The organism is Peribacillus sp. Bi134 (assembly GCF_918698065.1).
Taxonomy (GTDB): domain Bacteria; phylum Bacillota; class Bacilli; order Bacillales; family DSM-1321; genus Peribacillus.
The window spans coordinates 25,460-39,408 of sequence record NZ_CAKKLN010000015.1 but is presented as its reverse complement, the minus strand read 5'-3'; the positions used below and the strand labels follow the sequence as shown (position 1 = coordinate 39,408).

The 13,949-nt window shown below is 41.3% G+C and carries 16 protein-coding genes; all 16 read right to left on the bottom strand.

Annotated elements, in window-relative coordinates:
* Positions 1-4 precede the first annotated feature (4 nt).
* On the bottom strand, positions 5-208 hold the full coding sequence (gene rpmC / locus LQ188_RS25060) for a 50S ribosomal protein L29 (RefSeq protein WP_034305010.1): 204 nt from the start codon (positions 206-208) through the stop codon (positions 5-7).
* Positions 198-632, bottom strand: coding sequence for a 50S ribosomal protein L16 (rplP, locus tag LQ188_RS25055; RefSeq protein WP_034305012.1), 435 nt, complete (start codon positions 630-632; stop codon positions 198-200). Before rplP ends, rpmC begins: the two co-directional genes overlap by 11 nt.
* Before the next feature lies 1 nt (position 633).
* Positions 634-1,290, bottom strand: a complete 657-nt coding sequence (rpsC, locus tag LQ188_RS25050; protein ID WP_034305014.1) for a 30S ribosomal protein S3 — start codon at positions 1,288-1,290, stop codon at positions 634-636.
* A gap of 3 nt (positions 1,291-1,293) precedes the next feature.
* A complete protein-coding gene (gene rplV, locus LQ188_RS25045; RefSeq protein WP_034305017.1) occupies positions 1,294-1,635 on the bottom strand; it encodes a 50S ribosomal protein L22 in 342 nt (113 codons plus the stop codon).
* A 17-nt stretch (positions 1,636-1,652) separates the two neighbouring features.
* On the bottom strand, positions 1,653-1,931 hold the full coding sequence (gene rpsS, locus LQ188_RS25040; protein WP_034305018.1) for a 30S ribosomal protein S19: 279 nt from the start codon (positions 1,929-1,931) through the stop codon (positions 1,653-1,655).
* Positions 1,932-1,991: 60 nt separating this feature from the next.
* A complete protein-coding gene (rplB, locus tag LQ188_RS25035) occupies positions 1,992-2,822 on the bottom strand; it encodes a 50S ribosomal protein L2 (RefSeq protein WP_034305021.1) in 831 nt (276 codons plus the stop codon).
* Between the two features lie 26 nt (positions 2,823-2,848).
* On the bottom strand, positions 2,849-3,133 hold the full coding sequence (gene rplW / locus LQ188_RS25030) for a 50S ribosomal protein L23 (protein WP_034305023.1): 285 nt from the start codon (positions 3,131-3,133) through the stop codon (positions 2,849-2,851).
* Positions 3,133-3,756, bottom strand: a complete 624-nt coding sequence (gene rplD, locus LQ188_RS25025; RefSeq protein ID WP_034305025.1) for a 50S ribosomal protein L4 — start codon at positions 3,754-3,756, stop codon at positions 3,133-3,135. The genes rplW and rplD overlap by 1 nt, the downstream gene beginning before the upstream one ends.
* A gap of 25 nt (positions 3,757-3,781) precedes the next feature.
* Positions 3,782-4,411: a 50S ribosomal protein L3 gene (rplC, locus tag LQ188_RS25020; RefSeq protein ID WP_034305028.1), complete on the bottom strand. Its 630-nt coding sequence runs from the start codon at positions 4,409-4,411 to the stop codon at positions 3,782-3,784.
* Between the two features lie 40 nt (positions 4,412-4,451).
* Positions 4,452-4,760 carry a 30S ribosomal protein S10 gene (gene rpsJ / locus LQ188_RS25015; protein WP_019244375.1) on the bottom strand — a complete coding sequence of 103 codons (309 nt, stop codon included), beginning with the start codon at positions 4,758-4,760 and terminating at the stop codon, positions 4,452-4,454.
* Between the two features lie 420 nt (positions 4,761-5,180).
* Positions 5,181-6,368 (bottom strand): elongation factor Tu, encoded by a 1,188-nt coding sequence (gene tuf / locus LQ188_RS25010; protein WP_054398381.1) that lies wholly within the window; start codon positions 6,366-6,368, stop codon positions 5,181-5,183.
* A 121-nt stretch (positions 6,369-6,489) separates the two neighbouring features.
* Entirely contained in the window at positions 6,490-8,568 is a 2,079-nt protein-coding gene (gene fusA, locus LQ188_RS25005; protein ID WP_101225871.1) for an elongation factor G, read from the bottom strand.
* Positions 8,569-8,612: 44 nt separating this feature from the next.
* A complete protein-coding gene (rpsG, locus tag LQ188_RS25000; RefSeq protein ID WP_048677878.1) occupies positions 8,613-9,083 on the bottom strand; it encodes a 30S ribosomal protein S7 in 471 nt (156 codons plus the stop codon).
* Between the two features lie 41 nt (positions 9,084-9,124).
* Entirely contained in the window at positions 9,125-9,547 is a 423-nt protein-coding gene (gene rpsL / locus LQ188_RS24995; protein WP_034305038.1) for a 30S ribosomal protein S12, read from the bottom strand.
* A 104-nt stretch (positions 9,548-9,651) separates the two neighbouring features.
* The gene (locus LQ188_RS24990; protein ID WP_034305040.1) at positions 9,652-9,900 is read right to left on the bottom strand and encodes a 50S ribosomal protein L7ae-like protein; all 249 of its coding nucleotides are present in this window, start codon (positions 9,898-9,900) and stop codon (positions 9,652-9,654) included.
* Positions 9,901-10,194: 294 nt separating this feature from the next.
* Positions 10,195-13,794, bottom strand: a complete 3,600-nt coding sequence (rpoC, locus tag LQ188_RS24985) for a DNA-directed RNA polymerase subunit beta' (RefSeq protein WP_230178746.1) — start codon at positions 13,792-13,794, stop codon at positions 10,195-10,197.
* Positions 13,795-13,949: the final 155 nt, after the last annotated feature.

Genomic DNA, 13,949 nt, shown 5'->3' with positions numbered 1-13,949 from the left:
TTCATTATCGATTAGTGACACCGATCTCTCTTTGACGAACAACTGTTTTCATACGAGCAATCGATTTGCGAACTTCACGGATGCGAGCTGTATTTTCAAGTTGTCCAGTAGCTAACTGGAAACGAAGATTAAATAGTTCTTCTTTAAGAGATTTTAGTTTTTGTTCAATTTCAGCAGTGGTTAGATCTTTGATTTCATTAGCTTTCATTTGTTTCACCACCAATTTCCTCTCTTTTTACAAACTTGCATTTGATTGGAAGTTTGTGTGCTGCAAGGCGCAATGCTTCTCTTGCCACCTCTTCAGATACACCAGAGATTTCAAACATAACTTTGCCCGGTTTAACTACTGCTACCCAACCTTCAGGAGCACCTTTACCGGAACCCATCCGTACTTCAAGCGGCTTAGCTGTGTAAGGTTTGCTTGGGAAGATTTTGATCCAAACTTTCCCTCCACGTTTCATATAACGAGTCATCGCAATACGAGCTGCTTCGATTTGACGGTTCGTGATCCAGGAAGCTTCTTGAGCTTGAAGTCCAAATTCTCCGAAATGAACTTCAGTGCCGCCTTTAGCCATCCCTCTCATCTTACCGCGGTGTTCACGACGGTATTTTACGCGTTTTGGCAATAACATATTATTTTCCTCCTTCCTCAGATTTCTTCTTAGTAGGAAGAACTTCTCCACGGTAGATCCAAACTTTCACGCCTAGCTTACCGTAAGTAGTATCTGCTTCAGCATGAGCATAATCTATGTCTGCACGAAGTGTGTGAAGTGGAACTGTTCCTTCGCTGTAATGTTCAGCACGAGCAATATCAGCACCGCCAAGACGACCAGAAACTTGTGTTTTGATTCCTTTTGCTCCAGAACGCATAGTACGTTGGATAGCTTGCTTTTGAGCGCGACGGAATGAAACACGGTTTTCTAATTGACGAGCGATGTTTTCTGCAACTAATTTTGCATCAAGATCTGCTCTTTTAATTTCGATGATATTGATATGAACTCTTTTGCCAGTCAACTGGTTCAAAGCTTTACGAAGTGCTTCGACCTCAGTACCGCCTTTACCGATAACCATTCCTGGTTTAGCAGTGTGGACAGATACATTGATACGGTTAGCTGCACGCTCGATTTCAACTTTTGAAACAGAAGCATCATTTAGACGTTTCGCGATATATTCACGAACTTTGATGTCTTCATGCAAAAGAACTGCGTAGTCTTTATCAGCGTACCATTTGGATTCCCAGTCACGGATTATCCCGATACGCATACCGATTGGATTTACCTTTTGACCCACAGATTACCCCTCCTTCTTTTCTGATACAACGATTGTAATATGACTAGTACGTTTGTTAATTGCACTCGCACGACCTTGAGCGCGAGGACGGAAACGTTTTAATGTTGGTCCTTCGTTAACGTATGCCTCTGAAACGACTAGGTTATTAATATCCATTTCGTAGTTATGTTCTGCATTTGCGATAGCAGATTTCAGAATTTTTTCTACGACTGGAGAAGCAGATTTTGGTGTTAAGCGAAGAATCGCTACTGCTTCACCTACTTGTTTTCCTCGAATTAAATCTGCGACTAAACGCACTTTACGAGGAGCAATACGAACTGTTTTAGCGACAGCTTTAGCTTGCATGAGATGCCCTCCTCTCATTAACGTCTTGTTTTCTTGTCATCACTTGCGTGACCTTTATAAGTGCGTGTAGGCGCGAATTCGCCTAGTTTGTGACCTACCATATCTTCTGTTACATAAACCGGCACATGCTTACGACCGTCATAAACGGCGATTGTGTGTCCGATGAATTGCGGGAAGATTGTTGAGCGACGAGACCAAGTTTTTACTACCTGTTTCTTGTCAGCTTCATTTAATTTTTCAACTTTTACCAATAAATGATCATCAACAAAAGGCCCTTTTTTTAAGCTACGACCCATGCGAGTACCTCCCTTCGTGACTGTTCTACGGTTCTATATATGAACCGTAGCTCAATCCCGTTATTTTTTACGACGACGTACGATAAATTTATCGGATTTGTTTTTCTTCTTACGAGTTTTGAATCCAAGAGTAGGTTTACCCCATGGAGACATTGGTGATTTACGTCCGATTGGCGCTTTACCTTCACCACCACCGTGTGGGTGATCATTCGGGTTCATTACAGATCCACGAACTGTTGGGCGTTTACCTAACCAACGGTTACGGCCAGCTTTACCAATGTTGATAAGTTCATGTTGTTCATTACCAACTTGACCGATTGAAGCACGGCAAGTAGCAAGAATCATACGAACCTCACCTGAGTTTAAACGTACAAGTACATAACGACCTTCTTTACCAAGTACTTGAGCAGATGTTCCTGCTGAACGGACTAATTGTCCACCTTTTCCTGGTTTAAGTTCGATGTTATGAATTACTGTACCAACTGGGATGTTAATAAGAGGAAGTGCGTTACCCACTTTGATGTCAGCTTCTGGACCTGACATAACTTCCAAACCTACTTCTAGGTTTTTCGGAGCTAGGATATAACGTTTTTCTCCATCAACGTAATTAATTAATGCAATGTTTGCAGAACGATTTGGATCGTACTCAATAGTAGCAACGCGTCCTGGTATACCATCTTTATTCCGTTTGAAATCGATGATACGGTATTGACGCTTGTGGCCGCCACCTTGATGACGAACTGTTAACTTACCTTGGTTATTACGGCCGCCTTTGCTGTGTAAAGGAGCAAGTAATGATTTTTCCGGTTTGTCTGTAGTGATCTCAGCAAAATCGGAAGTTGTCATATTACGTCGACCGTTAGAGGTAGGTTTATACTTCTTAATCGCCATTTGTATTTCCCTCCTTCTCTAATGAATTAAGCCTCGAATAGCTCGATTTCTTTGCTGTCAGCAGTTAATTTAACAATAGCTTTACGGCGCTTGTTAGTATAGCCTGCATGTTTGCCCATGCGTTTGAATTTACCTTTGTAGTTCATGATGTTTACTTTCTCAACTTTAACGCCGAAAATTTCTTGAACAGCATCTTTAACTTGAGTTTTATTAGCTCTAACATCAACTTCAAAAGTATATTTCTTTTCAGCCATTATGTCTGAAGAGCGTTCAGTGATTACGGGGCGCTTAATGATATCGCGTGCATCCATTATGCAAGCACCTCCTCTACTTTTTCGACAGCTGATTTAGTCAAGATCAATTTGTTGTGTGAAACAACATCAAGAACATTAAGACCATCAGCTTCAACTACAGTAACACCAGGGATGTTACGTGCAGAAAGAGCAACTTTCTCATCTAAACCGTCAGTAACTACCAACGTTTTAGTATCAACAGAAAGGTTTTTAAGTACAGCTACAAACTCTTTTGTTTTTGGAGCTTCGAAAGACAAGCTTTCAAGTACCAAAATGTTCTCTTCCAATGCCTTTGCAGACAATGCAGATTTAATAGCTAAACGACGTACCTTTTTAGGTAGCTTGTAAGCGTAAGATCTTGGAGTTGGTCCAAAAACAACGCCACCGCCACGCCATTGTGGAGAACGGATAGAACCTTGACGCGCACGTCCAGTTCCTTTTTGTTTCCAAGGTTTACGTCCACCGCCTGCAACTTCAGAACGGTTTTTAACTTTATGAGTTCCTTGACGTAAGGAAGCTCGTTGCATGATGATTGCTTCAAATAATACGTGATTATTAGGTTCGATACCAAAGATGGATTCATTTAGTTCGATGTCGCCAACTTGTGAACCTGTTTGGTTGAACAATGTAACTTTTGGCATTCTATTGCTCCTCCTTTCTCAGAAATTACTTTGCTTTAACAGCAGTTTTAACTTTGATCAATGCTTTTCTAGCACCAGGTACATTACCTTTGATCAATAGTAGGTTACGTTCAACATCAACTTTAACGATAGCTAAGTTTTGAACAGTGATTTGCTCTCCACCCATACGTCCTGGTAAAAGTTTACCTTTGAATACGCGGTTTGGAGCTACAGGACCCATTGAACCTGGGCGACGGTGGTAACGAGAACCATGAGACATAGGTCCGCGAGATTGTCCATGACGCTTGATAGAGCCTTGGAATCCTTTACCTTTTGAAATTCCTGATACATCTACTAAATCGCCTTCAGCGAAAATACTTACATTGACTTCTTGACCGATCTCATATTCAGTAAGATCCGTTCCGCGGAATTCGCGAATGAAGCGCTTAGGAGTAGTATTTGCTTTTTCAACATGGCCCTTTTCAGGTTTGTTAGAAAGCTTTTCACGTTTGTTTTCAAAACCAACTTGAACTGCTTCATAGCCATCAGTTTCAACAGTTTTCTTTTGAAGAACCACGTTATTAGCAGCTTCGATAACTGTTACCGGAATAAGTTCACCGTTTTCAGCAAAAACTTGAGTCATACCGATTTTTCTTCCTAAGATTCCTTTGGTCATAAGTCACACCTCCTAGAGTAATTGTTCATATTTATATGAATTATAATTTGATTTCAATGTCAACGCCTGATGGTAAATCTAAACGCATCAATGAATCAACTGTTTGTGGAGTTGGATTAACGATGTCGATTAGACGTTTATGCGTACGCATTTCGAATTGTTCACGAGAATCTTTGTATTTATGAACCGCACGTAGGATCGTATATACCGATCTTTCAGTAGGTAATGGAATTGGACCAGATACAGCCGCACCAGAACGTTTTGCAGTTTCAACAATTTTCTCAGCAGATTGATCAAGAATTCTGTGATCATATGCTTTTAAACGGATACGAATTTTTTGTTTTGCCATAATTTTCCCTCCTTTTCGCCTATTTTGAAATAGACCTTCTCAATGGAAATTTCCCACACACTCGCCATGGCAAAGCGGCCGGGTGTGTCAGCAACCTTCCATATCATCGCAGTCAAAGACCAACATTGTCTATTATACATAAAACACAAGTTAGATGCAAGTTAAACTTGAATATTTCTTGTGCAGCACACTTTTATTATTATACATACTATCACAAGTATTTACAAGTACATTCTATGAGGTCTTTCATATCCATTTTCTTCAATTCAATAATCTTCATGATACCCATTAAATACACTTCATTATTTACAGGTATTATAGAAGAAAGATTCAATATTAATAAGAAAAAAAAAAGAAGCAGATGGCGTCCCATCTGCTTCTCCCGGAAGGCGTCCCTTCCAATATTGTTTTATCAATCAATTATTCTTGGATTGTAGCAACTACGCCAGCGCCTACAGTACGTCCACCCTCACGGATAGAGAATTTAGTACCTTCTTCGATAGCGATTGGAGCGATAAGTTCTACAGTCATTTCGATGTTGTCTCCAGGCATAACCATTTCTACGCCTTCAGGAAGGTTACAAATACCAGTTACGTCAGTTGTACGGAAGTAGAACTGAGGACGGTAGTTTGTAAAGAATGGAGTGTGACGTCCACCTTCTTCTTTAGAAAGAACATAAACTTCAGCTTTGAACTTTGTGTGTGGAGTGATTGTGCTTGGTTTAGCAAGAACTTGTCCACGTTGGATATCTTCACGGGATACACCACGAAGAAGTGCACCGATGTTGTCACCAGCTTCAGCATAGTCAAGAAGTTTACGGAACATTTCAACACCAGTTACAGTTGTTGGTTTAGACTCTTCGTTGAAACCGATGATGTCAACAACGTCACCGACTTTAACTTGTCCACGCTCAACACGACCAGTAGCAACTGTTCCACGACCAGTGATTGAGAATACATCCTCAACTGGCATCATGAATGGTTTGTCAGTGTCACGAGTTGGTTCTGGGATGTACTCGTCAACAGCTGTCATTAATTCATGGATTTTTTCTTCCCAAGCAGCTTCTCCTTGAAGAGCTTTTAAAGCAGATCCTTTGATAACTGGAATGTCATCGCCAGGGAATTCGTATTCAGATAAAAGATCACGGATTTCCATTTCTACTAATTCAAGAAGTTCTTCGTCATCTACCATGTCGCATTTGTTCATGAATACTACTAGGTATGGTACACCAACTTGACGAGAAAGAAGGATGTGCTCACGAGTTTGTGGCATTGGGCCATCAGCAGCAGATACTACTAGGATTCCGCCGTCCATTTGTGCAGCACCAGTGATCATGTTTTTAACATAGTCAGCATGTCCTGGGCAGTCAACGTGTGCATAGTGACGAGTAGCTGTTTCATACTCAACGTGTGCAGTAGAGATTGTGATACCACGTTCTCTTTCTTCTGGAGCACCATCGATTTGGTCATAAGCGCGAGCTTCTGCGCCACCAGATTTAGCAAGTACAGTTGTGATTGCAGCAGTTAGAGTTGTTTTACCATGGTCAACGTGACCAATTGTTCCAACGTTAACGTGCGGTTTTGAACGATCAAATTTAGCTTTTCCCATTAGGAATTCCTCCTTAAAATTATAAATAAAAGATTAAGTATATAGGGGCTGTGAAAGAAGACTAATTCTTCCATCACAGCTTACATAAGATAGTTATACTTTAATAAGAGATGAAAATCAATTATTCACCTTTATTTTTTTTGATGATTTCTTCAGAAATGCTCTTAGGTACTTCTTCATAATGATCGAAGTGCATAGAGAATGTTCCGCGTCCTTGAGTGTTAGAACGTAAAGATGTAGCATATCCGAACATTTCAGATAGAGGAACCATCGCTTTAACCATTTGCGTGTTACCGCGAGCTTCCATACCTTCTACACGACCACGACGAGATGTGATATCTCCCATGATGTCGCCTAGGTAATCTTCTGGAATAACTACTTCTACTTTCATGATAGGTTCAAGGATGACAGGACTACATTTAGATGCTGCATTTTTAAGTGCCATAGATGCAGCGATTTTAAATGCCATTTCATTGGAGTCAACGTCATGGTAAGATCCGTCAAATAATTTTGCTTTGATGTCGACTAGCGGGTAACCAGCAAGTACACCACGGTCAAGTGAATCAACTAATCCAGCTTGTACAGCAGGGATATATTCACGTGGTACTACACCACCGACGATAGCATTTTCAAATTCGAATCCTTTACCTTCTTCGTTTGGACCGAATTCGATCCATACGTGTCCGAATTGTCCACGACCACCAGATTGGCGAACGAATTTACCTTCAACTTTAGCTGAACCACGGAAAGTTTCACGGTATGCTACTTGAGGAGCACCAACGTTTGCTTCCACTTTGAATTCGCGACGCATACGGTCAACAAGGATGTCCAAGTGAAGTTCACCCATACCAGCGATGATTGTTTGACCAGTTTCTTGGTCAGTATGCGCACGGAATGTTGGATCTTCATCTTGAAGCTTTTGTAAAGCTTGAGACATTTTGTCTTGGTCTGCTTTTGATTTCGGTTCAACTGATAGTGAGATAACTGGCTCTGGGAATACCATGGACTCAAGAATTACTTGATTCTTGTCATCACATAGAGTATCTCCAGTTGTAGTATCTTTCAATCCAACAGCAGCTGCGATATCTCCTGCATATACAGTTGAGATTTCTTCACGGCTGTTTGCGTGCATTTGAAGGATACGTCCAATACGTTCACGTTTTCCTTTAGTTGAGTTGATTACATATGATCCTGATTCTAATGTACCTGAGTACACACGGAAGAATGTAAGTTTACCAACGTAAGGGTCAGTCATAACTTTAAACGCTAAAGCAGAGAACGGTTCAGAATCGTCTGAATGACGTTCCACTTCTTCTTCTGAATCCGGTAATGTACCTTTGATAGCTGGTACATCCAATGGAGATGGAAGGAAGTCGATAACGTTATCAAGCATTAATTGAACACCTTTGTTTTTGAAAGCTGATCCGCAAATAACAGGGAAGAATTCAACATTAACGGTTGCTGTACGAATAGCTGCTTTTAATTCAGCAATGCTGATTTCTTCGCCGCCAAGGTATTTTTCCATTAAGTCTTCATTAACTTCCGCTACTGCTTCAATTAGCTTTTCACGGTATTCTTCAGCTAATTCCCGGTGTTCTTCAGGAATTTCACCGATAGTGATGTCAGTTCCTAGGTCATTACCATAGAAATGAGTTTTCATTTCAATAAGGTCAATGATTGCAGAGAATTGATCCTCTGCTCCGATTGGTAACTGAACTGGGTGAGCGTTAGCTTGTAAACGATCGTGGATTGTTCCAACTGAATACAAGAAATCTGCACCGATTTTGTCCATTTTGTTTACGAATACGACACGTGGTACACCGTAAGTTGTAGCTTGGCGCCAAACTGTTTCAGTTTGAGGCTCAACACCTGATTGGGCATCAAGTACAGCTACAGCTCCATCAAGTACGCGCAAAGAACGTTCAACTTCAACTGTGAAGTCTACGTGTCCTGGTGTATCGATGATGTTTACACGGTGACCTTTCCACTGTGCAGTTGTTGCAGCGGAAGTGATCGTGATTCCGCGTTCTTGTTCCTGTTCCATCCAGTCCATTTGAGATGCACCTTCGTGCGTTTCACCAATTTTATGGATTTTACCAGTGTAATATAGAACACGTTCTGTTGTTGTCGTTTTACCAGCATCGATGTGAGCCATGATACCGATATTACGAGTGTTTGCTAAGGAGAACTCTCTTGCCATTTGTCTTTCTCCTTCCTTCTATAAGGATTTTATAGTGATTAATCTTACCAGCGATAATGTGCGAAAGCTTTGTTGGCTTCAGCCATTTTGTGTGTATCTTCACGTTTCTTAACTGCTGCTCCAGTATTGTTTGCAGCATCCATGATTTCATAAGCTAAACGCTCTTCCATCGTTTTTTCTCCACGAAGGCGAGAGTAGTTTACTAACCAACGAAGTCCTAGAGTCGATTTGCGATCTGGACGCACCTCAACTGGTACTTGGTAGTTAGCTCCACCCACACGGCGTGCTTTTACTTCTAGTACAGGCATGATGTTTTTAAGTGCTTGATCGAAAACTTCGATCGGCTCATTGCCAGTACGTTCTTTGATTAAATCAAATGCAGAGTAAAGAATTTTTTGTGATTTACCTCTTTGTCCATCAACCATTAATTTGTTGATTAAGCGAGTCACAAGTTTTGAATTATATATTGGATCTGGTAATACGTCTCTTTTCGTTACAGGTCCTTTACGAGGCATTGTATTTCCTCCTTTCAAGAAAGTTCAATTTTTGTTTAAGATTATTTTTTTGCTGCTTTCGGACGCTTAGTACCGTATTTAGAACGGCCTTGCATACGATTGTTAACTCCAGCTGTATCAAGAGCACCACGTACGATATGGTAACGTACCCCTGGTAAATCTTTTACACGACCGCCACGGATAAGAACCACGCTGTGTTCTTGTAGGTTGTGACCGATACCTGGGATATAAGCTGTTACCTCGATACCGTTTGTTAAACGTACACGCGCATATTTACGTAACGCGGAGTTTGGTTTTTTCGGTGTCATAGTACCCACACGAGTGCAAACACCACGTTTTTGCGGAGATGATACGTTAGTTTGTGCTTTTTTAAAGCTGTTGTAGCCTTTGTTAAGTGCTGGAGATTTTGAATTAACCTCTTTAGACTCGCGTCCTTTACGCACTAATTGATTAATAGTAGGCATTACATTTTTCCTCCCTTCACGTTTTCATTTCTAGTACCACACATCCAGGTGGTTCATAAATGGGTAAAAACAAAGTCTTTGCAAATACATTTGCAAAAACATCTTTACTTTTTGATGGCAACAGTTGCTGCTCCGACATCAATACCACATGCTTTGCCAAGCATTCTCATCGAATCAACATATGTGATAGGAACATCCAATTCTTTGGCAGTCTCAACGACACGCCCAGTCAAGTATATATCTGCATCATCAGCGATGATAACTTCTTGAATTAAATTGTTTTTAAGAGCTCTAACTGCTTGCTTCGTCCCTATAATCACTGACTTTGCCTGTATTACTTTTTCATAAGACATGGTCCATATCCTCCAAAGTTACAGGGTAACATAGGAGCACCTTTGCTATAGTATCATTATTAGTCGGATACTGTCAACTTCTTTCAAAAAAATAATTCAAGCAAAAGGTTTTCCTTACAAAATTCTATTAAGATTATCAATTTGCCTAAACGGAATATATCAAATTCTCATAGTGCCTTTCAGCCGGTCATGAGTAATAAGATAGACCAGCTCAATAACCTTCTGATCCATCAGCTCCTATAGGAAACAGGAGCGCGGTTTTCAGTTTAAATTATTGAGCTGGTCCTTTTCCCTTTAATCCACTGTTACTGCATCAGCATTTTCGTCTCCAACAACGACAGGGTTTGCTTTTCTGTATCTAAGCATTCCCGTTCCTGCAGGGACAAGTTTACCGATGATGACATTTTCTTTAAGTCCAAGCAATTCATCACGTTTTCCTTTTATTGCTGCATCAGTCAAGACCCTAGTTGTTTCTTGGAATGACGCGGCGGACAAGAAGGAATCCGTTTCTAGAGATGCTTTTGTGATACCTAGCAATACAGGGCGGCCTGTTGCTGGTAATTTATTGGTCAGCAATGCATCAGTGTTTGCAGTAGTGAACTGGTTAACATCCAATAATGTTCCTGGAAGCACTTCAGTTTCTCCTGCATCAAGCACACGGACTTTACGCATCATTTGTCTAACCATTACTTCGATATGTTTATCTCCGATTTCAACACCTTGCATCCGGTATACTTTTTGAACTTCATGAAGCAGGTATTCCTGAACAGTAAGCACGTCTGTAACCTTCAGCAATTCTTTCGGATCGATGGAACCCTCTGTCAACTCTTCACCACGACGGACAGGTGTATCAACAGTTACTCTTAGACGAGCTGTGTACGGCGCAGTATACGTGCGTGATTCAACAGCACCCTGAACGACGATTTCCTGTTGTTTATCGCGAATTTCATTGATCGAAACAATCGTTCCTTCAATTTCAGAAATGACAGCTTGACCTTTAGGATTTCTCGCTTCAAATATTTCTTGGATACGAGGAAGACCTTGAGTGATATCGTCCCCGGCAACCCCACCTGTATGGAATGTACGCATCGTCAACTGTGTACCAGGTTCTCCGATGGATTGAGCGGCAATAATACCGACTGCTTCGCCCACTTCAACTTCTTGACCGGTAGCCAAGTTGCGTCCATAACATTTTTTACATACACCATGGCTGGTGTTACATGTAAAGGCAGAACGGATCCATGCTGTTTCAATTCCAAGTGATTCAATATAATTAGCAAGATCTTCAGTAATAAGATCGTTTTCAGCCACGATTACTTCATTTGTTTCTGGATGTTTGATCGCTTTTCTTGCATAACGGCCCACTAGGCGCTCTTCAAGATGCTCGATTATTTCAGTACCTTCTCTTAAGGCAGAAATTTTCAAGCCGCGGTCCGTACCACAATCGTCATCACGGATGATGACATCTTGGGCAACGTCAACAAGTCGACGCGTAAGGTAACCGGAATCGGCTGTTTTAAGGGCTGTATCGGCAAGACCTTTACGCGCACCATGTGTAGAGATGAAGTACTCCAACACTGTTAAACCTTCACGGAAACTTGATTTGATCGGTAATTCAATGATTCGTCCAGCCGGGTTGGCCATCAAACCACGCATACCCGCAAGCTGCGTAAAGTTGGAAGCATTACCACGGGCACCGGAGTCACTCATCATGAAGATCGGGTTGCGTCGGTCCAGTGAGTCCATAAGTTTGGACTGGATGGTATCCTTGGCAGCACTCCAGATGGAAATGACGCGATCATAACGCTCATCCTCTGTAATTAGACCACGTCTGAACTGTTTCAAGACGTTATCCACTTTGGTTTGAGCCTCAGTAATGATTTCTTGTTTTTCTTTTAAAACGACAATATCAGCCACACCAACGGTAATACCGGCTTTTGTCGAATATTTGAATCCAAGATCTTTCATCCGGTCAAGCATTTTGGATGTTTCGGTAATTTTAAAGCGTTTAAAGACTTCTGCGATGATATTTCCAAGAATTTTTTTCTTGAAAGGATCGATAGCAGGTTGAGCCTTAATCAATTCAGGGATATTAGCGCCTTTTTCCACAAAATATTTCTCTGGAGTTTTGGTTTCCAAATTATATCGTGTCGGCTCGTTAATATACGGGAATGATTTTGGTAAAATTTCATTGAAGATCAATTTACCGACAGTGGTAATAAGCAGCTGGCGGTTTTGTTCTTCAGTGAACGTTTCATTATTCAGTGATGATGCATGTACGGCACAACGGGAATGTAAGTGTACATATCCGTTTTGGTATGCAAGCAATGCTTCACTTGTATCTTTAAAGATCATACCTTCGCCGATAGCGCCTTCTCTTTCCAATGTTAAGTAATAGTTACCTAATACCATATCTTGAGAAGGTGTAACGACAGGTTTACCATCTTTAGGGTTCAAAATGTTCTGTGCTGCAAGCATAAGCATGCGTGCTTCGGCTTGGGCTTCAGAAGATAGAGGAACGTGGACCGCCATTTGGTCACCGTCAAAGTCAGCGTTGTAAGCTGTACATACGAGCGGATGCAAACGAATTGCGCGACCTTCAACCAACGTTGGTTCAAACGCCTGGATACCAAGTCTATGAAGAGTCGGTGCACGGTTCAATAGTACTGGGTGTTCTCTAATAACTTCTTCAAGCACATCCCATATTTCAGGAGATAAACGTTCAATTTTGCGCTTAGCGGATTTGATGTTATGCGCTAGGCCTCTTTGAACAAGCTCCTTCATAACGAATGGTTTGAATAATTCAATCGCCATTTCTTTAGGAAGACCACATTGGTACATCTTTAAGTTTGGTCCTACTACGATAACGGAACGGCCAGAGTAATCAACACGTTTACCAAGAAGGTTTTGACGGAAACGACCTTGTTTACCTTTTAACATGTGAGATAAAGATTTTAACGGACGGTTACCAGGTCCAGTTACCGGACGGCCGCGACGGCCATTATCGATAAGAGCATCGACAGCTTCTTGCAGCATACGCTTCTCATTTTGAACGATAATGCTTGGTGCTCCAAGATCCAGTAATCTTTTCAAACGATTATTACGGTTGATAACACGGCGATATAAATCATTTAGATCAGATGTGGCAAAACGTCCTCCATCAAGTTGAACCATAGGACGAAGTTCCGGTGGAATGACCGGAAGCACGTCAAGGATCATCCATGAAGGCTCATTTCCGGAGTTACGGAATGCTTCAAGCACTTCCAAGCGTTTGATTGCACGGGTTCTGCGTTGTCCTTGAGCTGTTTTAAGCTCCTCTTTCAACGACTCTACTTCCTTTTCCGTATCAATATCTTGTAAAAGTTTTTTAATAGCTTCCGCACCCATGGCAGCTTGGAATTTCTTACCGTATTTTTCACGGTATGTACGATATTCTTTTTCAGAAAGAAGCTGTTTCTTTTCTAAAGTTGTATCGCCCGTTTCAGTTACGACGTAAGATGCAAAGTAAATAACTTCTTCCAATGCCCGTGGAGACATGTCAAGTACAAGTCCCATACGGCTAGGAATTCCTTTAAAATACCATATGTGTGAAACTGGAGCTGCCAGCTCAATATGACCCATACGCTCACGACGCACCTTAGCACGAGTGACTTCAACGCCACAACGGTCACAGACTACGCCTTTATAACGAACACGTTTATATTTTCCGCAATGACATTCCCAGTCCTTTTGAGGTCCAAAAATTCTCTCACAGAATAAACCGTCTTTTTCTGGCTTTAGCGTACGATAGTTGATTGTTTCTGGTTTTTTAACTTCTCCATGTGACCAAGAACGAATCTTGTCTGGTGAAGCAAGACCAATTTTCATATACTCAAAATTATTAACGTCTAACAAGGGGCCTACCTCCCTTTTAATCTCCAGGTTTAACCCTTGATTGCCGTCAAATATCAGGCAATCTTACACCGGATGATGGTTGATTGAATCAATAAGGCTCTAACAAGGCAGCATGATCTTCAAATGAACATCTTGCTGCCAGTCAGAGCGGGTGA

What these genes read in the sequence shown, in the direction of transcription:
- rpsL (WP_034305038.1), bottom strand. Translation starts at nt 9,547, where the DNA reads ATGCCTACTATTAATCAATTAGTGCGTAAAGGACGCGAGTCTAAAGAG.
- fusA (WP_101225871.1), bottom strand. Translation starts at nt 8,568, where the DNA reads ATGGCAAGAGAGTTCTCCTTAGCAAACACTCGTAATATCGGTATCATG.
- rplC (WP_034305028.1), bottom strand. Translation starts at nt 4,411, where the DNA reads ATGACCAAAGGAATCTTAGGAAGAAAAATCGGTATGACTCAAGTTTTT.
- tuf (WP_054398381.1), bottom strand. Translation starts at nt 6,368, where the DNA reads ATGGGAAAAGCTAAATTTGATCGTTCAAAACCGCACGTTAACGTTGGA.
- rplP (WP_034305012.1), bottom strand. Translation starts at nt 632, where the DNA reads ATGTTATTGCCAAAACGCGTAAAATACCGTCGTGAACACCGCGGTAAG.
- rpsJ (WP_019244375.1), bottom strand. Translation starts at nt 4,760, where the DNA reads ATGGCAAAACAAAAAATTCGTATCCGTTTAAAAGCATATGATCACAGA.
- rplB (WP_034305021.1), bottom strand. Translation starts at nt 2,822, where the DNA reads ATGGCGATTAAGAAGTATAAACCTACCTCTAACGGTCGACGTAATATG.
- rplV (WP_034305017.1), bottom strand. Translation starts at nt 1,635, where the DNA reads ATGCAAGCTAAAGCTGTCGCTAAAACAGTTCGTATTGCTCCTCGTAAA.
- rplW (WP_034305023.1), bottom strand. Translation starts at nt 3,133, where the DNA reads ATGGATGCACGCGATATCATTAAGCGCCCCGTAATCACTGAACGCTCT.
- rpsG (WP_048677878.1), bottom strand. Translation starts at nt 9,083, where the DNA reads ATGCCTCGTAAAGGACCTGTAACGAAAAGAGACGTATTACCAGATCCA.
- rpsS (WP_034305018.1), bottom strand. Translation starts at nt 1,931, where the DNA reads ATGGGTCGTAGCTTAAAAAAAGGGCCTTTTGTTGATGATCATTTATTG.
- LQ188_RS24990 (WP_034305040.1), bottom strand. Translation starts at nt 9,900, where the DNA reads ATGTCTTATGAAAAAGTAATACAGGCAAAGTCAGTGATTATAGGGACG.
- rplD (WP_034305025.1), bottom strand. Translation starts at nt 3,756, where the DNA reads ATGCCAAAAGTTACATTGTTCAACCAAACAGGTTCACAAGTTGGCGAC.
- rpmC (WP_034305010.1), bottom strand. Translation starts at nt 208, where the DNA reads ATGAAAGCTAATGAAATCAAAGATCTAACCACTGCTGAAATTGAACAA.